The 23,733-nt window shown below is 56.7% G+C and carries 20 protein-coding genes; 7 read left to right on the forward strand and 13 right to left on the reverse strand.

Annotated elements, in window-relative coordinates; all coding sequences use genetic code 11:
• The first annotated feature begins 8 nt into the window (after positions 1–8).
• On the forward strand, positions 9–1,016 hold the full coding sequence (locus SSARUM2_RS13560; protein ID WP_060438585.1) for a substrate-binding domain-containing protein: 1,008 nt from the start codon (positions 9–11) through the stop codon (positions 1,014–1,016).
• A 143-nt stretch (positions 1,017–1,159) separates the two neighbouring features.
• Here SSARUM2_RS13560 and SSARUM2_RS13565 read toward each other — a convergent pair whose 3' ends face one another.
• Positions 1,160–1,723, reverse strand: a complete 564-nt coding sequence (locus SSARUM2_RS13565; RefSeq protein WP_039565828.1) for a TetR/AcrR family transcriptional regulator — start codon at positions 1,721–1,723, stop codon at positions 1,160–1,162.
• A gap of 127 nt (positions 1,724–1,850) precedes the next feature.
• Between SSARUM2_RS13565 and smfY the strand changes: the two genes are divergently transcribed.
• Both smfY and SSARUM2_RS13575 read left to right on the forward strand, forming a co-directional pair.
• Positions 1,851–3,323 carry a multidrug efflux MFS transporter SmfY gene (gene smfY, locus SSARUM2_RS13570; protein ID WP_033634780.1) on the forward strand — a complete coding sequence of 491 codons (1,473 nt, stop codon included), beginning with the start codon at positions 1,851–1,853 and terminating at the stop codon, positions 3,321–3,323.
• A gap of 200 nt (positions 3,324–3,523) precedes the next feature.
• Positions 3,524–4,015, forward strand: a complete 492-nt coding sequence (locus tag SSARUM2_RS13575) for a Dps family protein (RefSeq protein ID WP_004932132.1) — start codon at positions 3,524–3,526, stop codon at positions 4,013–4,015.
• A gap of 45 nt (positions 4,016–4,060) precedes the next feature.
• Here SSARUM2_RS13575 and SSARUM2_RS13580 read toward each other — a convergent pair whose 3' ends face one another.
• Positions 4,061–4,237, reverse strand: coding sequence for a YciY family protein (locus tag SSARUM2_RS13580; RefSeq protein ID WP_025159792.1), 177 nt, complete (start codon positions 4,235–4,237; stop codon positions 4,061–4,063).
• A 242-nt stretch (positions 4,238–4,479) separates the two neighbouring features.
• Here SSARUM2_RS13580 and cls point away from each other — a divergent pair, with 242 nt between their 5' ends.
• A complete protein-coding gene (gene cls, locus SSARUM2_RS13585) occupies positions 4,480–5,940 on the forward strand; it encodes a cardiolipin synthase (protein ID WP_025159793.1) in 1,461 nt (486 codons plus the stop codon).
• Between the two features lie 56 nt (positions 5,941–5,996).
• Positions 5,997–6,320 (forward strand): HI1450 family dsDNA-mimic protein, encoded by a 324-nt coding sequence (locus SSARUM2_RS13590; RefSeq protein ID WP_004932139.1) that lies wholly within the window; start codon positions 5,997–5,999, stop codon positions 6,318–6,320.
• A 73-nt stretch (positions 6,321–6,393) separates the two neighbouring features.
• Here SSARUM2_RS13590 and oppF read toward each other — a convergent pair whose 3' ends face one another.
• The 7 genes from oppF to SSARUM2_RS13625 form a co-directional block, all read right to left on the reverse strand.
• A complete protein-coding gene (gene oppF / locus SSARUM2_RS13595; RefSeq protein ID WP_025303071.1) occupies positions 6,394–7,395 on the reverse strand; it encodes a murein tripeptide/oligopeptide ABC transporter ATP binding protein OppF in 1,002 nt (333 codons plus the stop codon).
• Positions 7,392–8,408 (reverse strand): ABC transporter ATP-binding protein, encoded by a 1,017-nt coding sequence (locus tag SSARUM2_RS13600; RefSeq protein ID WP_033634782.1) that lies wholly within the window; start codon positions 8,406–8,408, stop codon positions 7,392–7,394. Before SSARUM2_RS13600 ends, oppF begins: the two co-directional genes overlap by 4 nt.
• Positions 8,409–8,419: 11 nt before the next feature.
• Positions 8,420–9,328, reverse strand: coding sequence for an oligopeptide ABC transporter permease OppC (oppC, locus tag SSARUM2_RS13605; protein WP_038877253.1), 909 nt, complete (start codon positions 9,326–9,328; stop codon positions 8,420–8,422).
• A gap of 14 nt (positions 9,329–9,342) precedes the next feature.
• On the reverse strand, positions 9,343–10,263 hold the full coding sequence (gene oppB, locus SSARUM2_RS13610) for an oligopeptide ABC transporter permease OppB (protein WP_033654356.1): 921 nt from the start codon (positions 10,261–10,263) through the stop codon (positions 9,343–9,345).
• An 83-nt stretch (positions 10,264–10,346) separates the two neighbouring features.
• Positions 10,347–11,984: an oligopeptide ABC transporter substrate-binding protein OppA gene (gene oppA / locus SSARUM2_RS13615; protein ID WP_033647597.1), complete on the reverse strand. Its 1,638-nt coding sequence runs from the start codon at positions 11,982–11,984 to the stop codon at positions 10,347–10,349.
• A gap of 149 nt (positions 11,985–12,133) precedes the next feature.
• Positions 12,134–13,771 carry an ABC transporter substrate-binding protein gene (locus SSARUM2_RS13620; RefSeq protein WP_049235051.1) on the reverse strand — a complete coding sequence of 546 codons (1,638 nt, stop codon included), beginning with the start codon at positions 13,769–13,771 and terminating at the stop codon, positions 12,134–12,136.
• A gap of 696 nt (positions 13,772–14,467) precedes the next feature.
• On the reverse strand, positions 14,468–15,112 hold the full coding sequence (locus SSARUM2_RS13625) for a YchE family NAAT transporter (protein WP_015378089.1): 645 nt from the start codon (positions 15,110–15,112) through the stop codon (positions 14,468–14,470).
• Positions 15,113–15,643: 531 nt separating this feature from the next.
• On the opposite strand from SSARUM2_RS13625, the gene adhE reads away from it, so the two are divergent.
• Positions 15,644–18,316 (forward strand): bifunctional acetaldehyde-CoA/alcohol dehydrogenase, encoded by a 2,673-nt coding sequence (adhE, locus tag SSARUM2_RS13630; RefSeq protein WP_033634787.1) that lies wholly within the window; start codon positions 15,644–15,646, stop codon positions 18,314–18,316.
• A gap of 119 nt (positions 18,317–18,435) precedes the next feature.
• On the opposite strand, the gene SSARUM2_RS13635 is transcribed toward adhE, so the two are convergent.
• Complete coding sequence (locus SSARUM2_RS13635) at positions 18,436–19,020, reverse strand: thymidine kinase (protein ID WP_033634789.1); 585 nt, start codon at positions 19,018–19,020, stop codon at positions 18,436–18,438.
• Between the two features lie 700 nt (positions 19,021–19,720).
• Here SSARUM2_RS13635 and hns point away from each other — a divergent pair.
• Positions 19,721–20,128 (forward strand): histone-like nucleoid-structuring protein H-NS, encoded by a 408-nt coding sequence (hns, locus tag SSARUM2_RS13640; protein ID WP_004932170.1) that lies wholly within the window; start codon positions 19,721–19,723, stop codon positions 20,126–20,128.
• 186 nt (positions 20,129–20,314) lie between these two features.
• On the opposite strand, the gene SSARUM2_RS13645 is transcribed toward hns, so the two are convergent.
• Genes SSARUM2_RS13645 through galU form a run of 3 tightly spaced genes read right to left on the reverse strand, consistent with a single transcriptional unit; the run spans position 20,315 to position 23,636 of the window.
• Positions 20,315–21,325, reverse strand: coding sequence for an NAD-dependent epimerase (locus SSARUM2_RS13645; protein WP_033634790.1), 1,011 nt, complete (start codon positions 21,323–21,325; stop codon positions 20,315–20,317).
• Between the two features lie 9 nt (positions 21,326–21,334).
• Positions 21,335–22,678 carry a UDP-glucose/GDP-mannose dehydrogenase family protein gene (locus SSARUM2_RS13650; RefSeq protein ID WP_033634791.1) on the reverse strand — a complete coding sequence of 448 codons (1,344 nt, stop codon included), beginning with the start codon at positions 22,676–22,678 and terminating at the stop codon, positions 21,335–21,337.
• Between the two features lie 40 nt (positions 22,679–22,718).
• Positions 22,719–23,636: a UTP--glucose-1-phosphate uridylyltransferase GalU gene (gene galU, locus SSARUM2_RS13655; RefSeq protein WP_033634792.1), complete on the reverse strand. Its 918-nt coding sequence runs from the start codon at positions 23,634–23,636 to the stop codon at positions 22,719–22,721.
• Positions 23,637–23,733 lie beyond the last annotated feature (97 nt).

The raw sequence follows: 23,733 nt of genomic DNA on the forward strand, positions 1-23,733 counted from the left end.
AGAAAACCATGAATAAGACCAAGATAGCGTTGTTTGCCTCTGCCCTGATGCTGGGCAGCCTGTCGGCAGCCCAGGCCGCCCCGGTTAAAATCGCGGTATTGATGTACGGCAACAAAGCCGAATTCGTGCAATTGATGGAAAGGTTCGGCAAGGAACACCCGGCGGTGAAAAGCGGCGAAGCCGTGCTGACCTTCTACGATGGGCGTTATGATGCATCGGTGCAAAACGATCAGGCCGCCACCGCTATCCAGACACGCGCCGATGCCATTATCGTCAACCCTATGGATTTTGAGGCCAATATCGATATCGTCACCAATGCCAACGAGGCCAAAATCCCGGTGGTGGTCACCAACGCGCGCCTGAACACGGACGCGATGACGTCTGAAGTGGTGTCTAACGACGAGTTGGGGGGATATCTGGAAGCCAAAGCCGTACTGGACAAACTCGACTGCAAGAACCATAAGGTGAACGTGGTGATTATCGAAGGCCCGAAAGGCGGCAGCGGCGAGATCCAGCGCGGCAAGGGCAATGATAAAGCGATAGCCGAGTGCGGCGCCGGCCAGGTCACCGTGCTTGAACGCAAAACGGCCAACTGGTCACGCGCGGAAGCGCAGCCGCTGATGGAAAACTGGCTGCAGAAACATCGGGGCAAAATCAACGGCGTGATTGGCCAAAACGACGAGATGGCGCTGGGCGCTATCGAGGCGATTAAAGGCGCCGGCCTGAATGTGAAGGACTTCGCGATTGCCGGCGTTGACGGCGTTTCCGACGCGATTCATGCGGTGCAGGCCGGTGAAATGGTCTCTATCCTGCAAGATGCCAAAGGCCAGATGCAGGGGTCCATCGACGTCGCGCTGCGCGCCGTGGAAGGTGAAAGCTATCAGCCGCAGTCGGATATCTGGAAACAGTACGCCAAGGATCTGAAATGGGAAGGCGGCACGCAGAAGCATTACTACATTCCGTGGACCGTCGTCACCGCAGAGAACGCCCAATCGCTGTTGGACGCCCGTAAATAATCCCCCCCGCCCCCTGCCTCCAGGGGGCACCGCTTGGGCGCTTGCCTGCAAACAAAAAAAAAGCCAGCACGGAGTGGCTGGCTTAAAAGTTCTTCGAGGGAATATCTTGTTCGATAACCATACGCCCTTCACTGCGGGCTTTACTAGCTATCAGTGCGATAGGCATCCTCAGTTAAAATCAACGCCTGCATATCGGTGAACATCGTTTCCCATTCCGCCTGGTCGATATCCATCAAACCAAAATAACGCAGCATAAAGGCGCCTTCGGTGGCGAGAAACGCCAGGCGCGCGCGCTTGCCCTCTTCGGTGGTCAAATCGAGCCCGGCGATGCGGCTGCGATACCATTCGCGCGTGCTCGCCAGATGCTCCGGCGTTTGAATCAGCGTCGCCATCAGCCCGGCGGCCTTGGCGCTGGCGGTCTGATCCGAACTGTGGGTGGCCAGCATATGCGCCCGCACAGCGGTCTGCGGTGAAGGATCATCGCCAGCGATAGCCGTGAACAGCGTTTCATAGGCACTACCCCAGCGATCGAACATGGCATCAATCAGGGCGTCTTTGCTGCCAAAGCAATACTGCACCCCGCCCTTGGAGATCCCCATCGCTTTGGCGACGGCGTCAATGGTCAAGCCGGCGGCGCCCTGGGTGGCGACGATTTCTTCGGCGATGTCCAAAACCTTGTCGCGATCGATGCTGCGTTGACGTCCCATTAAGAAACCCTTCTTTTCAATACGAACGTATGGATATATATTATCACCAGTATACCACCCGGCATCGCCGGTGGGTTATCTGAATGGCGGCGCCTCCGCGCGGCCCACTTTAACTGGATTATGACTTATGTACGCCAAGAACCGCTGGTTGATCCTGACGATGGTCGCCAGCGCCCTGTTCCTGATCGTCATCGATATGACGGTGTTATATACCGCCCTGCCGCGCTTAACCCAGGCGCTGGACGCCAGCGCCTCGCAAAAACTCTGGATCGTCAACGCCTATCCGCTGGTGGTGGCCGGCCTGTTGCCCGGCGCCGGCATGCTGAGCGATCGCATCGGCCATAAACGGCTGTTTCTCGCCGGACTGCCGGTGTTTGCCGTCGCGTCGCTGTGCGCCGCGTTCTCGCCCACCGCCGAGTGGCTGATCGCCGCCCGGGTGTTCCTCGCCGTTGGCGCGGCGATGATGATGCCCGCCACGCTGTCCATCGTGCGCCACGTCTTTACCGACGAACGCGAACGCGCGCTGGCGATCGGCATCTGGGCCTCGGTGGCCTCCGGCGGCGCGGCCATCGGCCCGGTGGTCGGCGGCCTGCTGCTGGAGTATTTCTGGTGGGGTTCGGTGTTCCTGATCAATGTGCCGGTCGTGCTGCTGGTCTGGCCGCTGGCGTGGAAACTGATCCCGCGCTGCGGTGGCGATAACCCGCGCCCTTCGGACATCGTCGGCTCTGTGCAGATCATGATTGGCCTGGTCGGCGCTATCTATGCGCTGAAGGAGCTGAGCAAGCCGACGCCTGATGTGAGTGCCTTGCTTGTGGCAGCCCTGATCGGCGTGTTGTTCCTGGCCCTGTTCGTGCGTCGTCAGCAGCGCAGCGCCCACCCGATGATCGATTTCTCTCTGTTCCGCAACCGGCTGTTCGCCGGCGGCATCGGCGTGGCGCTGCTGTCGATGGTGGCGCTGATCGGCATCGAACTGGTGCTCAGCCAACGCCTACAGCTGGTGCTCGGCCTCAGCCCGCTGCAGGCGGCGCTGTTTATTTTGCCGATCCCGCTGGCCTCGGCGCTGGCGGGGCCCGTAGCCGGCCTACTGTTGCCGCGCTACGGCGAACGCAGCATCATCCTCGGCGGTTTTGTCCTGACCACTCTCGGCATCGCCGGTCTTGCCGCGTTATACCAGAGCGGCATGGCATTGCAATTGGTCAGCCTGGCGCTGGTGGGCTTTGGCCTCGGCGGCGTGATCACCGCCGCTTCCACCGCCATCATGCTGAACGCGCCGGAGGAAAAATCCGGCATGGCGGCGTCGATCGAGGACGTCTCCTACGAGCTGGGCGGCGTGCTGGGCGTGACGCTGCTCGGCGGGTTGATGACGGCGGTTTACAGCCATAGCCTGGCGCTGCCGGCGGAGCTGCCGGTCAACCCGCTGGCATACGACAGCATCGACGAAGCCCTGCGCCTGGCGGCCGGGATGGCGGCCGATCGCGCGCAGCAGCTGACGCAACTGGCGCGTCTGGCCTTTGATCGCGCGTTTATTACGGTACTGATCGCCGCCGCGCTGTTAATGGCGCTGGGCGCCGGGGCGGTAAAACTGGCGCTGCGCAAGTAACCGATAAAAGCGGCTTTTTTCGCCGGCGGAACCTGCGTAAACTGATTCGGCAATTTGCTCGACGGATTTGTCGTCATCGGTTTGAACGATGGCAATAATGCCTGTTATCGTGTTTAACCCTGCGATAAATCCGGTTACTGTATCCCCTATGGAAATTGATTCTGTCTACTATCGGAACAGATAATCAGGAGAAGATTATTATGGCAACGGCAAAGAAAGCAGCGAAAACCCATATCGGCCTCGACAGTAAACAATCGGCAAAACTCGCCGAAGCGCTGAACGCGCTGTTGGCGAACTATCAGGTGCTGTATATGAACGTGCGCGGCTATCATTGGAACATTACCGGCCCGCAGTTCTTTGAACTGCACGCGAAGTTCGAAGAGACATATAACGATCTGCTGACCAAGGTGGACGAGCTGGCGGAACGTATTCTGACGCTGGGCTCGCAGCCGCGTCACGCTTTCAGCGACTATCTGAAAACCGCCGACATCAAGGAACACACCAACGTGACCGATGATAAGGGCACGCTGCGCGGCCTGTTGGAAGGGTATTCAATCTTGCTGCAACAGCAGCGTGAACTGCTGACGGTGGCGGCGGACGCCGGCGACGAAGGCACCGCGTCGCTGATGAGTGATTACATCAAAGAGCAGGAAAAACAGGTCTGGATGCTCAACGCCTATCTGGGCAAATAACCCTGGCGCCATAACAAAACAGTCCCTTACGGGACTGTTTTCGTTTTACCACTCGCAGGATACCGCAAACAGCAGCGCGCGCCGATGCTGATCGTCCAGGCGGCGCCGCACCCGGATGATATGGCGATTGCTGCACGACTGGCGCTCCAGCCAGCGATGCCGGCGGCGTTGGCTCTGCCGCAACATGCGCCAGCGGCCCACTTCATTTCTACTGCGTCTCATAATTCCGTCACTCGTTCGTCTAATGCCAACCGCGGGCATTATAGCCCTTTCCGCCCGTGATCCAAGCCGCCGTTATCGGCGGCACAGCGGACGCCGCGCGGGCAAAAGCCGCCCTTTCATTTTCAGCAAGTGCCTTAACTTCATCATATTTATGTAACATAAGCGCCGATAAAAGGTTTCGCCTTGCCCGATCTGTGCGTACACTCATCATTGGTGGTTTGCGAACGGGATTTTTCGCCTTTATGACAACATTTTATACCGTAATCAGTTGGCTCATGGTGTTCGGCTACTGGCTGCTGATCGCCGGCGTGACGATGCGCATTTTAATGAAACGCCGTGCGGTTCCCTCTGCCATGGCCTGGCTGCTGGTTATCTACATTCTGCCGCTGTTCGGCATCGTGGCCTATTTATCGTTCGGCGAGCTGCATCTGGGCAAGCGCCGGGCCGAGCGCGCCAAGGCCATGTGGCCGTCGACCGCCCGTTGGCTGAAGGAGCTGAAAGAGAGCCGCCGCATCTTCGCCACCGAATACAGCGAAGTCGCCGAACCGCTGTTCCAGCTGTGCAACCGCCGCCAGGGCATCGACGGCGTCAAGGGCAACCAGCTGCAGCTGCTCACCACCACCGACGACACGCTGAAAGCGCTGATCCGCGACATCGAGCTGGCGCGCCACAACATCGAAATGGTGTTCTATATCTGGCAGCCCGGCGGCCTGGTCGATCAGGTGGCCGAATCGCTGATGGCCGCCGCGCGGCGCGGCGTACACTGCCGCCTGATGCTCGACTCCGCCGGCAGCCTGCAATTTTTCCGCAGCCCCTACCCGGCGATGATGCGCAATGCCGGCATCGAAGTGGTGGAAGCGCTGAAGGTCAACCTGCTGCGCGTGTTCCTGCGCCGCATGGATCTGCGTCAGCATCGCAAAGTGGTGCTGATCGACAACTACATCGCCTATACCGGCAGCATGAACATGGTCGATCCGCGCTACTTCAAGCAAGATGCGGGCGTCGGCCAGTGGATCGACCTGATGGCGCGCATGGAGGGCCCGGTGGCCACCACCATGGGCATCGTCTATGCCTGTGACTGGGAGATTGAAACCGGCAAGCGCATTCTGCCGCCGCCGCCGGACGTCAACATCATGCCGTTCGAGCAGGAGAGCGGCCACACCATTCAGGTGATCGCCTCCGGCCCCGGCTTCCCCGAGGAGATGATCCACCAGGCGCTGCTGACCGCGGTCTATTCCGCCCGCGAGCAGCTGATCATGACCACGCCGTACTTCGTGCCGAGCGACGATCTGCTGCACGCCATCTGCACCGCCGCCCTGCGCGGCGTCGAGGTCAGCATCATCGTGCCGCGCGACAACGATTCGATGATGGTGCGCTGGGCCAGCCGCGCGTTCTTCTCCGAGCTGCTGGAGGCCGGCGTCAAGATCTATCAGTTCGAAGGCGGCCTGCTGCATACCAAGAGCGTGCTGGTGGACGGGCAACTCAGCCTGGTCGGCACCGTCAATCTGGATATGCGCAGCCTGTGGCTGAATTTCGAGATCACGCTGGTGATCGATGATGACGGCTTCGGCAGCGATTTGGCCTGCGTGCAGGAAGATTACATCGCCCGTTCCAAACTGCTGAACGCCAAAGAGTGGCTGAAGCGGCCGTTCTGGCATCGCCTGGTCGAGCGCCTGTTCTACTTTTTCAGCCCGCTGCTGTAAAAGCCGCGACGAGCGTGCTTTAATAGCGCCAAATCATTTGTTATCAGGATTTTTTTATGGATTTGAATAACCGCCTTACCGAAGACGAAACGCTGGAACAGGCCTACGACATCTTCCTCGAATTGGCCGGCGACAATCTGGATCCGGCGGATATTCTGCTGTTCAACCTGCAGTTTGAAGAGCGCGGCGGCGCCGAACTGTACGACCCCTCCGAAGACTGGAGCGAGCACGTGGATTACGATCTGAACCCGGACTTCTTCGCCGAGGTGGTGATCGGTCTGGCGGACAGCGACGGCGAGCCGATCAACGACGTGTTCGCCCGCGTGCTGATCTGCCGCGAGAAAGACCACAAGCTGTGCCACATTCTGTGGAAAGAGTGATTCGCCGATAGCATATCGGATAAAAAAAGCCCCGCTCATTCAGCGGGGCTTTTTGTTGCCGGCTAGCGGCGCATTACAGCGGATCGACCTTCAGGCACGAAACTGCATGGCGGAAACTGCCCTCCAGCAGCGGACGCGTCTTGGCGCACTCCGGCCCAGCGATCGGGCAGCGGGTGCGGAACACACAGCCGGTCGGCGGGTTGATCGGCGAAGGCAGCTCCCCTTCCAGCAACTGGATCTGCTTTTCCTTCTCCTTGTCCGGATCCGGGATCGGCACCGCCGACATCAGCGCTTTGGTGTAAGGGTGCTGCGGATTGTGGTACACCTCGTCATAGGTGCCCAGCTCCACCGCATGGCCCAGATACATCACCAGCACGCGATCCGAAATGTGCTTCACCACCGCCAAGTCGTGGGCGATAAAGATCAGTGACAGCCCCATCTCGCGCTGCAGCTGCTGCAGCAGGTTCACCACCTGCGCCTGAATCGACACGTCCAGCGCGGAGACCGGTTCGTCGCAGATCACCAGCTTCGGCTCGAGGATCAGCGCGCGCGCGATGCCGATACGCTGGCACTGGCCGCCGGAAAACTCGTGCGGGTAGCGGTTGATCAGGTTAGGCAGCAGGCCGACCTTCAGCATCATCGCCTTGACCTTGTCCTTCACTTCCTGACGCGGCATTTTCGGGTAGTAGGTGCGCAGCGGCTCGGCGATGATCTCGCCGATGGTCATGCGCGGGTTGAGCGACGCCAGCGGATCCTGGAAGATCATCTGGATATCGCTGCGGGTTTTGCGCCAGTCGGCGTCGCTCATGCCCAGCAGATCTTTGCCCAGCCAGGCGACGCGCCCGCTGGTGGCTTTCACCAGGCCGATGATGGCGCGCGCGAAGGTGGATTTGCCGCAGCCGGACTCGCCGACCACGCCCAGGGTTTCCCCCTCGAACAGCCGCAGCGTGACGCCATCGACCGCTTTCAGGGTTTTCGGCGGCTGCCAGAACCACTGCTTGTCGTCATGAATGTCGAAGTGCACTTTCAAATCGGCCACTTCGAGCAGCACTTTCTTGTCAGTTACCGCTGTCATACCAACGCCTCCACCGGTTTAAAGCAGGCGCGCAGGCGCCCTTCCCCAAATTGCTCCAACGGCGGAGCGCTCGCACACTGTTCCATGGCGTACGGGCAGCGCGGCTGGAACGGGCAGCCTTTCGGCAGCCGCAGCAGATTCGGCGGGTTGCCGGGAATGGTCAGCAACGCTTCGCCTTCGGCGTCGAGGCGCGGCACCGCATTCAACAGGCCGATGGAGTACGGATGGCTCGGCTGGTAGAACACCTCGCGCGCGCTGCCGTATTCCATGGTGCGGCCGGCGTACATCACCAGCACCTTGTTGCAGATGCCGGCCACCACGCCCAGGTCGTGGGTGATCATGATGATCGCGGTGTTGAATTCGCGCTTCAGTTCGTTGAGCAGCGTCATGATCTGCGCCTGGACGGTCACGTCCAGCGCGGTGGTCGGTTCGTCGGCGATCAGCAGCTTCGGCCGGCACAGCAGCGCCATGGCGATCATCACGCGCTGGCGCATGCCGCCGGAAAACTCGTGCGGATACATGCGCATGCGCTTGCGCGCTTCCGGCATTTTCACCGCGTCGAGCATGCGTACCGACTCTTCGAAGGCTTCGCTTTTGCTCATTTTCTTATGCAGCATCAGCACTTCCATCAGCTGTTCGCCAACGCGCATATAAGGGTTGAGCGAGGTCATCGGGTCCTGGAAGATCATCGAGATCTCTTCGGCCCGCAGCTTGTTGAGCTGATTTTCCGGCAGGTTGAGAATTTCACGGCCGTTGAATTTGGCCGAGCCGCCGATGCGGCCATTGCTGGCCAGCAGCCCCATCAGGGCGAATGCGGTCTGCGATTTGCCGGAACCGGATTCACCGACGATGCCCAGCGTTTCGCCGGCGCGCAGGTCGAAGTTCAGATCGTTCACCGCCGTCACGTCGCCGTCCGGGGTGGAGAACGTGACGCGCAGGTCTTTCACGTCCAGCAGCGGCGACGTTTTGACGCCGGCGCCGGTTTGCAGTTGAGGATGTTCAATGGTGCTCATGATTGCACTCCTTAACGATCTTTCGGGTCGAGGGCGTCACGCAGGCCATCGCCGATAAAGTTGAAACAGAACAGAGTGACAACCAGGAAACCCGCCGGGAACAGCAGCAACCACGGTGAAACTTCCATTGAGTTGGCGCCGTCGCTGAGCAATGCGCCCCAGCTGCTGAGCGGCTCCTGCGTGCCCAGCCCCAGGAAGCTGAGGAAGGATTCGAACAGGATCATGCTCGGCACCAGCAGCGAGGCATACACCACCACCACGCCGAGCACGTTCGGCACGATATGCCGCAGCACGATATTGCGCGTGGAGACGCCGCACACCAGCGCCGCTTCGATGAACTCCTTGCGCTTGAGACCGAGGGTTTGGCCGCGCACGATACGCGCCATATCCAGCCACGACACCATGCCGATCGCCACGAAGATGAGCAGGATGTTCTGGCCGAAGAAGGTCACCAGCAGGATCACGAAGAACATGAACGGGAAGGAGTTAAGGATCTCCAGCAGGCGCATCATCACCGAGTCGACCTTGCCGCCCAGATAGCCGGACATCGCGCCGTACAGGGTGCCGACCACCACCGCCACCAGCGCCGCCGCCACGCCGACCATCAGCGAGATGCGCCCGCCGATCGCCACGCGCACCAGCAGATCGCGCCCGGAGGAGTCGGTGCCGAAATAGTGCCCCGATTCCACGCTTGGCGCGGCGGACATCATCGCCCAATCGGTATCGTCGTAGGCAAATTGCGACAGCATCGGCGCCAGCACCACAAACAGCGTGATCAACACCAGAATGAACAGGCTGCTGACCGCCGCGCGGTTGTGCATAAAGCGCCGGCGCGCGTCTTGCCACAGGCTGCGTCCTTCCACTTCCAGCTTCTCGCTGAAGTGTTCCAGAGCTTCGCTGTTCTTTTTAGTCAACATCATTCGCGTGCTCCAGATTAATAACGGATTTTCGGATCGATGACCGCATACAGCACATCGACGATCGCGTTGAACAGAATGGTCAGTGCGCCCACCAGAATGGTCAGGCTCAATACCAGGGAGTAGTCGCGGTTCAGCGCGCCGTTAACGAACAGCTGGCCGATCCCCGGCAGACCGTAGATGGTTTCGATCACCATCGAACCGGTGATGATGCCGACGAACGCCGGCCCCATGTAGGACAGCACCGGCAGCAGCGCCGGCTTCAGCGCGTGGCGGAAAATGATGCGACGCATCGGCAAGCCTTTGGCGCGCGCGGTGCGGATGAAGTTGGAGTGCAGCACTTCAATCATCGAGCCGCGCGTGATACGGGCGATGCTGGCAATATAGGCCAGCGACAGCGCCACCATCGGCAGGATGATGAATTTAGGCGCGCCGCCGTTCCAGCCGCCGCCCGGCAGCCATTTCAGCGTGATGGCGAAGATCAGCACCAACAGCGGCGCCACCACGAAACTGGGTATCACCACCCCGGTCATGGCGAACCCCATCACCGTGTAGTCCCATTTGGTGTTCTGATTCAGCGCGGCAATCACGCCTGCGCTCACCCCCAGCACCACCGCCAGCAGAAACGCGGCCAGGCCGAGTTTGGCGGACACCGGGAAAGAGCCGGCGACCAGATCGTTGACCGAATAGTCCTTGTATTTAAAGGACGGGCCGAAGTCTCCCTGCGCAAGCTGCGCCAGATAATGACCGTACTGTTTCCAGATCGGGTCGTTCAAATGATATTTGGCCTCGATATTCGCCATAACTTCTGGCGGCAATGCGCGCTCCCCGGTAAATGGACTGCCGGGCGCCAGGCGCATCATGAAGAATGAGATGGTGATAAGGATAAATAGTGTCGGGATCGCTTCCAGCAAGCGACGAAGTATAAATTTAAGCATTGCCCTAACCCTGTGCGACAGCCTGATGACGGCTTATTATTCTCAACATGGGCCGGCGGCCTGCGCCGCCGGCTCTTACCGTATCAATGCTTGATGATGTACAGGTTTTTGTCGTACACGTTATCAAGCGGGTCTTTGCCGGTGTAGCCACCGACGTAAGGTTTCACCAAACGGGCGTTCACGTAGTAATACAGCGGAACGATGGCGGAATCCTTATCCAGCTGAACTTCCGCTTTCTGATACAGATCGGCGCGCTCGTCTTTGGTCTTCGCGGTCAGCACGTTGGCCATCAGCTTGTCGAACTCGGCGCTCTTGTAGTGCGGGGTGTTACTGCTGCTGTCGGACAACATCATGTTCAGGAACGAACTCGGTTCGTTGTAGTCGGCGCACCAGCCGGCGCGCGCCACGTCATAGGTGCCCTGATGGCGGGTATCCAGGAAGGTTTTCCACTCCTGGTTCACCAGCTTCACGTCCACGCCCAGGTTTTTCTTCCAGATGGAGGCGGCGGCGATCGCCAGCTTCTTGTGCAGGTCTGAAGTGTTGTACAGCAGGGAGAAGGTCAGCGGTTTGCCCGGGCCGTAGCCGGCTTCCGCCAGCAGTTTCTTCGCCGCTTCGTTGCGTTTTTCCTGCGTCCAGCCGAACCACTCCGGCGGGGTCAGCTTGGCGCCGTCGGTGTATGGCGGCGTAAAGCTGTAGGCCGGCAGATCGCCCTGGTTTTTCACCTTGTTGACGATGATGTCGCGATCCATGCCCAGCTTCAGCGCTTCACGCACGCGCGCATCGGTGAACGGCGCCTTCTGGTTGTTGATTTCGTAGTAATAGGTGCACAGGTAAGGATCGACATGCACCTCTTTCGGGATCTCTTTTTTCAGCTTCTGGAACAGTTCGATCGGCATGTTGTTGTAGGTCATGTCGATTTCGCCGGTGCGGTAGCGGTTAACGTCGGTCACTTCCGACGAAATAGGCAGGAACGTCACTTTATTGATGATGGTTTTGGCGTTATCCCAATATTCCGGGTTGCGTTCCAGTACGATGCGTTCGTTGACAATCCAGTCTTTCAGTTTGTAGGCGCCGTTGCTGACGTAGTTGGCCGGCAGCGTCCACTTCTCGCCAAACTTCTCCACCGCGTCTTTGTAAACCGGCTTCATGGCGTAGTGCGGGGTCATTTCAACCAGATAAGGCACCGACTCGCTCAGGGTCACCTGGAAGGTGTGGTCGTCGATGGCCTTCACGCCCAGCGTCGACTTGTCTTTTTTACCGGCGATGATGTCATCGACGTTTTCCACATGGGCGTACTGCAGGTAGCTGGCGTAAGGCGACGCGGTTTTCGGATCCACCACGCGCTGCCAGCTGTAGACGAAATCTTGCGCCGTTACCGGCTTGCCGTTGGACCATTTGGCGTCTTTACGCAGGTGGAAGGTCCAGACTTTGAAATCCTTGTTATCCCAGCTTTCCGCGACGCCCGGCACGATGGAACCGTCCGGGCTGTTGTTCGCCAGGCCTTCCATCAGATCGCGGGTGACGTTGTTTTCCGGCACGCCCTCGATTTTGTGCGGATCCAGCGACTGCACTTCGGAACCGTTGTTTTTGACGATTTCTTGCTTGTCGGCCAGCTGCACGCCTGCAGGAACGTCGGCGGCAAAGGCGGAGGTGGTTGCTGTGATGCCCAGCGCGGCGATGACGCCGGCGGCAATGAGCGTTTTCTTCGTGATGTTGGTCATACTTATCGACTCCAGTTTTTTATTATCACAGGCTCTTCGTGGAACCTGCGTTGCCCGTAAGCGGACTCTGTTTTCCCGCCGCCGCGGAACGAATGCGGCGGCCGGCCTTCCCTATATTCCTCCGCGAACTAGCGCCAGGAATACCCCTTTTACTGCTTGATAATGTACAGATTTTTAACGTCGGTATAGTCCAGCGGATCTTTGCCGGTGAACCCGCCCACCGTCGGCTTGATCAACCGCGCGCTGACGCGGTAATAAACCGGGACCAACGCGGAGTCTTTGTCCAGCTGCGCTTCCGCCTGCTGATAGAGCGCGGCGCGCGCGGCCTCATCCGGCGCCTTCAGCGTGGCGGCCATGATGGCGTCGAACGCCGGGCTCTTATAGAACACGGTATTGATGCTGCTGTTGGACAGCACCAGGTTCAGGAACGCGCTGGGCTCGTTGTAATCCCCGCACCAGGTGGCGCGCGCCACGTCGTATTGCCCCTGATGGCGGCTCTCCAGCGACGTTTTCCATTCCTGGTTGCGCAGCGTGACCTCAGCGCCCAGGTTCTTCTTCCACATCGACGCGGCGGCGATCGCCTGCTGTTTGTTTTGATCGGAGGTGTTGTACAGCAGCGAGAATTTCAGCGGCTTGGCGTCGCTGTAGCCCGCTTCCGCCAGCAGTTTCCTGGCTTCAGCGTTGCGCTGTTCCTGGCTCCAGCCGGCCCACGCGGGTTGCGTGAAGTTAGCGCCTTCCGTGAAGGTCGGCGTGAAGCTGTAGGCCGGGATCTGCCCCTGGCCCATGATCTTGTTGGCGATGATGTCGCGATCCAGCGTCATCTTCACCGCCGTACGCACGCGCGCATCGGTGAACGGCGCCTGCTTGTTATTGAGCTCGTAATAGAAGGTGCACAGATAAGGGTTAACGTGCAGCTGTTCAGGCATTTCGCGCTTCATCTTGACGTACAGGTATGGCGGAATGGCGCTGTTGGTGATATCGATCTCGCCGCTGCGGAAGCGGTTAACGTCGCTGACTTCCGAGGTAATCGGCAGGAAGGTCGCCTGATTGATCACCGTCTGCTTGTTGTTCCAGTAGCTCGGGCTGCGCTCCAGCACGATGCGCTCGTTCACCACCCACTCTTTCAGGCGGTAAGCGCCGTTGCCGACGTAGTTGGCGGGCAGCGTCCATTTATCGCCGAATTTCTCCACCACCGCCCGCTTGACCGGTTTGAGCGACGTGTGGCTCAGCATGCTGATGAAATACGGCACCGGCTCGCTCAGCGTCACCTGCAGCGTCTGGTCGTCCAGCGCCTTGACGCCGAGGGTCTGCGGGCTCTTCTTACCGGTCAGGATGTCGTCGATATTCTCGACTTTGGTGTATTGCAGGTAGCTGGCGTAGGGCGAGGCGATTTTCGGATCGGCCAGACGCTGCCAGCTGTAGACGAAATCTTGCGCGGTCAACGGGCTGCCGTCGCTCCACACCGCGCCGGGACGCAGGTGGAAGGTCCACTGCTGATAATTCTGGTTTTCCCAGCTCGCCGCCGCCGCTGGCACCACATGCCCGTTGGCATCGGTGCTCACCAGCCCTTCCAGCAGATTAAGAATGATATTGCTTTCCGGTACGCCCTCGACCTTATGCGGATCCAATGAAGCCACTTCGCTACCGTTGTTGATCACAATATTCTGCTGCTGCGCCAACTGAACGCCGGCCGGCACCTGCGCCGCCCAACCACTATTTACGGCGCCGACGCTCAGCGCGCCGCTAATCAACAAGGTCAAAGAAGTACGCTTCAGGGTTTGCTGCATAATCGAGGCTCCTTTTCACCGACAAGCATCGCTTATCGAAGTTTGTGAAGTGTTTATAAGAATTCTAAATAAACGGATACCAGCAAAAATCATTCCCGTTTTTATGGCGCATTTCAGTTAATTGACCACGGGAAAGTTGCTCGGAAATTAGCAGAAGCCAAATTCCATAGCCAATAAATTTTACGAAAATGTTAAGCAATTCTCTTTTATCGCACGAAGCCCGATCCGTCCCCTGCGTTCGAGGCCAAGAAAAACCAATGTCATTGATATGATTTTAAAGGAAAAAAAACCGAATTCATTTCAATTGAAACCGTCAGCACGATCTCACCGCCGCGAAAAGAAACATTCAGTTAACAATCCAATCATTCAAAGAACAAACACCTGTCTACGGGCGGTTAATCACTAATAACACCTGGATGAAAGTGAGACAAGCCCCACAGAATGATGTGACTAATTTAACAACAGCTTTACCGTTGAACGGGGGCAAAATGCGCGAAAAGGGGGGAGGAAAAGTGTTTGAAATAGCGCTCAGCGTTTTTTTTGAGCAGCAACATGAGATTTATGCAACATAAGAGTGCAACGGCATAATTTTTATTCACTCTGTGCACTATAATAATGCGAACCAATAAATAATTTAAACTTTAAAATTAATTTTAGCCGCGCCGACGCGAAAGGTACGCGGCTAAACAAAGGGTATTACAACAGGCCGGGGAATATCGCCTTAATGCCGGTAACGATAAACTCGATGCCGAGCGCCATCAGCAGCAGACCCATGATACGGGTGATCACGTTGATGCCGGTCTGCCCCAGCAAACGCACCAACAGCGGCGCGGCGCGGAACAACAGCCAGCAACAAAAGGCGAACAAGGCGATCGCCACCGTAAAGCCGAGCAGGCTTTGCCAGTTGTGATAACGGGAACTCCACACGATGGTGGAACTGATCGCCCCCGGCCCCGCCATCAGCGGCAGCGCTAGCGGCACCACGCCGATGCTTTCGCGGATCGCGCTCTCCGATTTCTCCTGCTTGTTTTGCTTGTCTTCCCCCAGCTTGCCGCTGATCATCGACATGGCGATGGTCACCACCAGAATACCACCGGCGATGCGGAACGAATCGATAGAGATGCCGAACATCCGCAGGATCCCTTCGCCCAGGAACAGCGACGTCCACAAAATGATGGCGACCGACAGGTTGGCGGTCAGGTTGGTTTTATTGCGCCCCGCTTCCGCCTGGTAGCTGGTCATGCTGATAAACACCGGCAAAATGCCCACCGGGTTGACCAGCGCAAACAGACCGACAAAGAACTTGATAAAGCCGGAAAGATCCAACAGAGATTGGCCCACAGATGCTCCGCATTAATCGCTATAAAAAAGGTGTGCTGCCTATGCGCGCTAATGTAATGGAATTGGCGCGGGTAATCCATCCGGCCCAAGCAGCATTTTTGACTGTCAGCAAGTTATGCAACGAAACAAATGCCCTTTGTTAAAGTGATGTATGGCCTTTTGATTTTTTATGTTGAAAAAAGAGTCATCGCTCACAGTTATCAAGAATGATTCCCAACACCGGCAAGCTGAAAGGTGTCAGCTTGCACTTTTCATGATTTAGATCACAAATCGACTACCCAACAGTAGGTAAGCTCTTAGTCGTAGTCAGGGAGTAGAACAAAGTCGGCGGCAGCCCAGCCGGTTCCCTTCTCCTCACTGCCTACCCCTCCGGTTGGCGTAGGGTGAAGCTCTTTAAGCAAATCAGCAGCATGCGAAGAAATAACGCGGGAAAGCCCCGGTATTCAAATCACCGTTTATTCCCGTTATGACTATACTAGTGGCTCGCACGGCTTATTTACTGAAAGAGTTTAACATTATCAGGAGAGCATTATGGCTGTAACGAATGTCGCTGAACTGAACGAGCTTGTCGCACGTGTCAAAAAAGCCCAGCGCGAATATGCCAACTTCACTCAAGAGCAAGTGGATAAAATTTTCCGCGCTGCCGCCCTCGCCGCTGCTGATGCCCGTATCCCGTTGGCCAAAATGGCCGTGGAAGAATCCGGAATGGGTATCGTCGAAGACAAAGTGATCAAAAACCACTTCGCTTCCGAGTACATCTACAACGCCTATAAAGATGAAAAAACCTGTGGCATCCTGTCTGAAGATGACACCTTCGGTACCATCACCATCGCCGAGCCTATCGGCCTGATTTGCGGTATCGTTCCTACCACCAACCCAACTTCTACCGCGATCTTCAAAGCGCTGATCAGCCTGAAAACCCGTAACGGCATCATCTTCTCGCCGCACCCGCGTGCGAAGAATGCCACCAACAAAGCCGCCGATATCGTGCTGCAAGCCGCTATCGCCGCCGGCGCGCCAAAAGACATCATCGGTTGGATCGACCAACCGACCGTCGAACTGTCCAACCAGCTGATGCACCACCCGGACATCAACCTGATCCTGGCCACCGGTGGCCCGGGCATGGTAAAAGCCGCCTACAGCTCCGGCAAGCCGGCCATCGGCGTCGGTGCCGGTAATACACCGGTGGTGGTAGACGAAACCGCTGACATCAAGCGCGTGGTCGCTTCTATCCTGATGTCCAAAACCTTCGACAGCGGCGTTATCTGCGCTTCCGAACAGTCGGTCATCGTCGTCGACTCTATTTATGATGCGGTACGCGAACGCTTCGCTTCCCACGGCGGCTATCTGCTGCAGGGTAAAGAACTGAAAGCGGTGCAGGACATCATCCTGAAAAACGGCGGTCTGAACGCGGCCATCGTCGGGCAATCCGCACCGAAAATCGCCGAGATGGCAGGCATCAAAGTGCCGGCCAACACCAAAGTGCTGATCGGCGAAGTGAAGCTGGTCGACGAGTCCGAACCTTTCGCCCATGAAAAACTGTCGCCGACGCTGGCGATGTACCGGGCCAAAGACTTCGAAGACGCCGTCGCCAAAGCCGAAAAACTGGTCGCCATGGGCGGTATCGGCCACACTTCCTGCCTGTACACCGACCAGGATAACCAAACGGCTCGCATCGCCTACTTCGGCGATAAAATGAAAACGGCTCGCATCCTGATCAACACCCCGGCTTCTCAGGGCGGTATCGGCGACCTGTATAACTTCAAACTCGCGCCTTCGCTGACGCTGGGTTGCGGCTCCTGGGGTGGTAACTCCATCTCTGAAAACGTCGGACCTAAACACCTGATCAACAAGAAAACTGTAGCGAAGCGAGCAGAAAACATGTTGTGGCATAAACTTCCGAAATCGATCTACTTCCGCCGTGGCTCGCTGCCTATCGCGCTGGAAGAAGTGGCGACCGACGGGGCAAAACGCGCCTTCATCGTGACCGACCGTTTCCTGTTCAACAACGGCTATGCCGACCAGATCACCAAGGTTCTGAAGTCTCACGGCATCGAAACCGAAGTGTTCTTCGAAGTGGAAGCCGACCCGACGCTGAGCATCGTGCGTAAAGGTGCCGAGCAGATGAACTCCTTCAAACCGGACGTCATCATCGCGCTGGGCGGCGGTTCGCCGATGGACGCTGCGAAAATCATGTGGGTGCTGTACGAACATCCTGAAACCCACTTCGAGGATCTGGCGCTGCGCTTCATGGACATTCGCAAGCGTATCTACAAGTTCCCGAAAATGGGCGTGAAAGCGAAGATGATCGCTATCACCACCACCTCAGGCACCGGTTCGGAAGTCACGCCATTCGCCGTCGTGACCGACGACACCACCGGGCAGAAATACCCGCTGGCCGACTATGCGCTGACCCCGGACATGGCGATTGTCGACGCCAACCTTGTGATGAACATGCCGAAATCCCTGTGTGCCTTCGGCGGTCTGGATGCGGTCACCCACGCGCTGGAAGCCTACGTCTCGGTGCTGGCGAACGAATACTCCGACGGCCAGGCGCTGCAGGCGCTGAAACTGTTGAAAGAGTATCTGCCGGCCAGCTATAAAGAAGGCGCGAAAAACCCGGTTGCTCGTGAACGCGTGCACAACGCCGCCACCATCGCCGGTATCGCTTTCGCCAACGCCTTCCTTGGGGTTTGTCACTCCATGGCGCACAAGCTGGGTTCGGAGTTCCACATTCCGCACGGCCTGGCCAACGCGATGCTGATTTCCAACGTTATTCGCTACAATGCGAACGACAACCCGACCAAGCAGACGGCCTTCAGCCAGTACGACCGCCCTCAGGCGCGCCGCCGCTACGCTGAAATCGCCGACCACCTCGGCCTGAGCGCCCCGGGCGACCGCACCGCGCAGAAGATTGAGAAACTGCTGGCCTGGCTGGACGAGCTGAAAACCGAGTTGGGCATCCCAACCTCCATCCGCGAAGCGGGTGTGCAGGAGGCGGACTTCCTGGCGAAAGTCGACAAGCTGTCGGAAGACGCGTTCGACGACCAATGCACCGGCGCCAACCCGCGCTATCCGCTGATTGCCGAACTGAAGCAAATCATGCTGGATACCTTCTACGGCCGCGAATTCAGCGAAGCGGTAGAAGAGGAAGCTGCCGCTCCGGCTGCCGCCAAAGCCGCGGTAAAGAAGCCCAAGAAATAACGGTTCCGTGAACCGATAAAAAAACCCGCCACACGGCGGGTTTTTTATTGCGCCCGAGGCGCTGCATTTCGACTCAGGTCACCAAAACGCTTCAGCGGGCTTTGGCGGCGTTTTCTCCCCTACTCCAGGGAGTGAATCGCTTCTTTATAATGCTTGCGGCAGACGGAGACATAGCTCTCGTTACCGCCAATCACCACCTGCTCACCGGCGTGCATCGCCTGGCCGTTTTCATCCAACCGCAACACCATATTGGCTTTGCGCCCGCAGTGGCAGATGGTTTTCAATTCCACCAGCTTATCAGCCCAGGCCAGCAAATATTGGCTGCCGATAAACAGCTCACCGAGAAAATCGGTACGCAGGCCGTAGCACAATACGGGAATGTCCAGTTGGTCCACCACATCGCACAATTGCTCAACCTGGGCCTTGGTCAGGAACTGGCTTTCATCCAGCAGCACGCAATGCACCGGCTGCTGTTGATGCTCCTGCTGAATCATGGCGTACAGCATCGAGTCGTTGTTATAGAGCTGGGCCTGCGAGGATAAACCGATGCGCGAGCTGACTTTGCCCACCCCAAAGCGGTGATCGATCTCCGCAGTGAACACCAGCGTGCGCATACCACGTTCTTGATAGTTATATGAAGACTGTAGCAGCGCGGTGGACTTGCCGGCATTCATCGCAGAGTAATAAAAATAAAGTTGAGCCATGGCCCCGCAACTCCGATGGTATAAGAAATATTCAAATGTTGATTAGGACGGTGAGTGTACCATAACCCGCCCCCCGGCTCAGCCCAAAGCGAGCGAATATTGCGTTCGCCGTAATAATGCGCTTTCAAGCGAAACATATCCTTCTGTCGGCCCGTTCTTTTTACCGCTATTTACAGGATAATGTATGCCTGTCATCACTATTAATTCTTGCTAATGGTTAAGCCGGTCATTTGCCGATTAATGCATAATCCCCCCTTTCACCTCGGCAGGCGCCGCGACCGCGGCGGAGTGCTTGCCTATTATACGTGAGGCCAATACAGGGCATTTAATCACCTTCGTTCTCCCCCGACGTTTCCTGACGCAATCTTTACCCAGATACCCCTATTGTTTACAATGTCTGCCTCGTCATGACGTGATTAAGCCCACAGAACCCATTGTAATATTGATATAAATTACAGCGATAACTTATCGATGAAAGCCTTGTGCCACGCGCATTTTAAAGCATGCCTGCTGAAATTTTGACTTAAGTGCGGTGAGGGTAATAGTTAACAGCCCTTCCTATATTAGTCGGACAGATCCGATTAACGGTTTTTTAAAAGGTAAATTTGAGTATTCAAGTCAATTTGGCTATTGCAGAAAGGAAAATAGCACTCTATTATTATCGAGACGCCCCCCACCAATATAATTTGAGACTAGGACAATGAGCGAAGCATTAAAGATTTTGAACAACATCCGCACTCTGCGCGCCCAGGCAAGAGAATGCACACTGGAAACGCTGGAAGAAATGCTCGAGAAACTGGAAGTTGTTGTGAACGAACGTCGCGAAGAAGACAGCCAGGCTCAAGCAGAAATCGAAGAACGCACTCGTAAACTGCAGCAATACCGCGAAATGCTGATTGCTGACGGTATCGATCCGAATGAACTGCTGCAAACCATGGCTGCCAACAAGGCTGCCGGCAAAGCAAAACGTGCAGCACGTCCTGCTAAATACCAATATAAAGACGAAAACGGCGAACTGAAAACCTGGACCGGCCAAGGCCGTACCCCTGCGGTGATTAAGAAAGCTATCGAAGAGCAAGGTAAATCTCTGGATGATTTCCTGCTGTAATAGCGATTCAGTCCGTATCTGAAAGGCTCCCTGCGGGGGGCCTTTTCATTTTAAAGCTTATAGCCGTGATCCCGCCTCATCCCTTTTCTTTTAGTAAATATCCTAATTCGCATTTTCCTCCTTGCACGAAATCCCAGTGAAAAAAAAGGGCCCTAAGGCCCCTTTATCGCATTTACCCTCGTTCAATTATTGAACCTGGTAGAATGCCTTATACCAATCAACAAAGCGCTTCACACCCTCTTCAACGCTGGTTTCCGGCTTAAAACCAATGTCACGATAAAGCTCTGCGGTATCCGCGCTGGTATCCATCACGTCGCCAGGTTGCATCGGCAGCATATTCTTGCGGGCCGTTACCCCCAAAGCCTGCTCCAATGCCGTGATATATTCCATCAGTTTAACGGGGGAGTTATTGCCGATATTATAAACATGATACGGCGCGGAACTGGTCGCCGGCGATCCCTGTTCAACGGTCCATGACGGATCTGCCTGCGGAATAACCGCCTGCAGCCGCACAATCGCCTCGGTGATATCATCAATGTAAGTAAAGTCACGGTGCATTTCACCGTGGTTATATACATCGATGCTCTCCCCCGCCAATATGGCCTTGGTAAACTTGAACAGCGCCATATCCGGACGCCCCCAGGGACCATATACGGTAAAGAAGCGCAGCCCCGTCGTCGGAAGACCGTATAAATGAGAGTAGCTGTGTGACATCAGCTCATTGGCTTTTTTGGTTGCCGCATACAGTGACACAGGGTGGTCGACAGAATCTTCGGTAGCAAACGGCAGCTTGCGATTGAGGCCATAAACAGAGCTGGAGGACGCGTAAAGTAAATGCTCGACCTTATTATGCCGGCAGCCTTCCAGCACGTTCAAATGGCCGATCAGGTTGGCGTCCGCATAAGCCAACGGGTTGACCAGCGAATAACGCACGCCGGCTTGCGCGCCCAAATGAATGACGCGCTGAAACTGATGCTCGGCGAACAATGCCGCCATGCCTTCGCGATCGGCCAAATCCAGCTTGATAAAGCGGAATCCCGGCTTATCCGCCAGTCTGTCCAGACGGGCCGTTTTCAGGCCCACGTCATAATAGTCATTCAGGTTATCGATGCCGACAACCTGATGCCCGGCGGTCAACAAACGCTCTGCAACGTGATAACCAATAAACCCTGCGGCGCCTGTAACCAGGAATTTCATGGTCACTCCTTAAATAACCGGTTTAATCGATGCGCCGCGGCCAATCGCATAGTAGGTAAAGCCACGATTCGCCAAACGCTCCGGATCGTACAGGTTACGTCCATCGAAGATCACCGGCTGTTTCAACGCACCCTTGATCACGTCGAAGTCCGGTGCGCGGAAATTCTGCCATTCGGTGCAAATCACCAGCGCATCGGCGCCGTGCAACGCAGCCTCTTTGGTGCCCATCAGTTTCAGATCGTCACGCTGGCCATAGATGCGCTGAACTTCGTTCATCGCTTCCGGATCGTAGGCTTGAACGGTGGCGCCGGCAGCCCACAGTTGCTCCATCAGCACGCGGCTGGAGGCTTCACGCATGTCATCGGTATTCGGCTTGAACGCCAGACCCCACAGTGCGAAGGTTTTGCCCTTCAAATCGCTGCCGAAATAGTCTTTGATAAAGCTGCTCAGCTTGTCTTTCTGTTGGTAGTTGACCTGCTCTACCGCCTGCAACAGCTTCGGTTGGTAACCGATCTGCTCCGCCGTGCGGATCAAGGCCTGCACATCTTTCGGGAAGCAAGAGCCACCGTAGCCACAGCCAGGGTAGATGAAGTGATAGCCGATGCGTGAATCGGAACCGATGCCCTGACGCACTTTCTCGATGTCCGCGCCCAGCATTTCCGCCAGGTTGGACATTTCGTTCATAAAGCTGATTTTGGTCGCCAACATGCAGTTGGCGGCGTATTTGGTCAGCTCCGCGCTGCGGATATCCATCATGATCATACGATCGTGATTGCGGTTAAACGGCTCGTACAGCTCGCGAATAGGTTCGATCACCTCTTTATTATCGGTACCGATCACGATGCGCTCAGGGCGCATGCAGTCAGCCACCGCAGCGCCTTCCTTCAGGAATTCAGGGTTGGACACCACGTCGAACGGCACGTTGCTGCCGCGCTTAGCCAGCGTTTCCGCCATCACCTGACGCACCTTGTCCGCCGTGCCGACCGGCACGGTGGATTTGTCGATCACCACTTTGCGATCGGTCATGTGCTCGGCGATGGTGCGCGCCACCGCGGTGACATATTTCAGATCGGCGGAGCCGTCCTCATCCGGCGGCGTGCCGACGGCGATAAACTGGATATTCCCGTGCGCCACGCCCGCTTTGGCATCGGTGGTGAAATGCAGGCGTCCGGCCTCATAGTTTTGCTGCACCAGCGGCGCCAGGCCCGGCTCAAAAATCGGGATATTCCCTTTTTTCAGGTTTTCGACTTTTCGCTCATCAACATCGATGCACATAACGTCATGGCCAACTTCAGCCAGCACCGCGGCCTGTACCAGCCCCACATAACCAATACCAAAAACTGTTACTTTCATGTGAAAATCCTAGTTTTTCAAATTAAGACGAAAGATCAAATTACTTCTTGTCAGCGGCAACAACCTGTTGCAGCCACTGAGAAAATTCTTTGCCCAGGCTGGCATGACGCATGCCGTACTCTACAAAAGCCTGCATGTAACCCAGTTTGTTACCGCAGTCATGGCTCACGCCTTTCAGGTGATACGCTTCCACCGTTTCCTGCTGCATCAGCATTTCGATGCTGTCAGTCAGCTGAATTTCATCGCCGGCGCCTGGAGGCGTTTTCGCCAACAGCGGCCAAATATCGGCGGACAATACGTAACGCCCGACAATCGCCAGGTTGGAAGGCGCTTTATCCGGCGACGGCTTCTCGACCACGCTGACCATCGGCGCGCTTTCGCCCGGTTGCAGATCGACGCCCTTGCAGTCGGCTACGCCGTAGTTTCCGACATCCTTATGCGGCACGGGTTCAACCATGATTTGGCTGACGCCGGTGGTTTCGAAGCGCTGCAGCATTTCGTGCAGGTTGTCTTTTTTCGGATCGGCGCTGTATTCATCGAGGATCACGTCAGGAAGCACCACCGCGACCGGCTCATCGCCCACCATCGGGTAGGCACACATAATTGCGTGCCCCAGGCCTTTGGCATTGCCCTGACGAACCTGCATCACGGTAACGCCTTTCGGGCAGATCGACTGCACTTCATCCAGCAATTGGCGCTTGACGCGTTTTTCCAGCATCGCTTCGAGTTCGAAACTGGTATCAAAATGGTTTTCGATCGAGTTCTTGGAGGAGTGGGTGACCAGCACAATCTCGTTAATCCCCGCCGCAATGCACTCATTGACGACGTATTGGATCAGCGGTTTATCAACCAGCGGCAGCATTTCTTTCGGAATGGCTTTGGTGGCTGGCAACATCCGCGTACCCAAGCCTGCAACCGGGATCACGGCTTTTCTGACTTTGCGATTTACAGCAGGCATTATTTCCTCTCTTAAAGCTAAAGCGCTCATTTTATGAGCTTGGCTCGATATAAAAAAACCTTCGGAGTATACCAGCTTATACGCGCCGAGCATTAGC

Origin of the sequence: Serratia sp. K-E0102 (assembly GCF_029962625.1) — a bacterium.
GTDB classification, from domain to species: Bacteria; Pseudomonadota; Gammaproteobacteria; order Enterobacterales; family Enterobacteriaceae; genus Serratia; species Serratia sarumanii.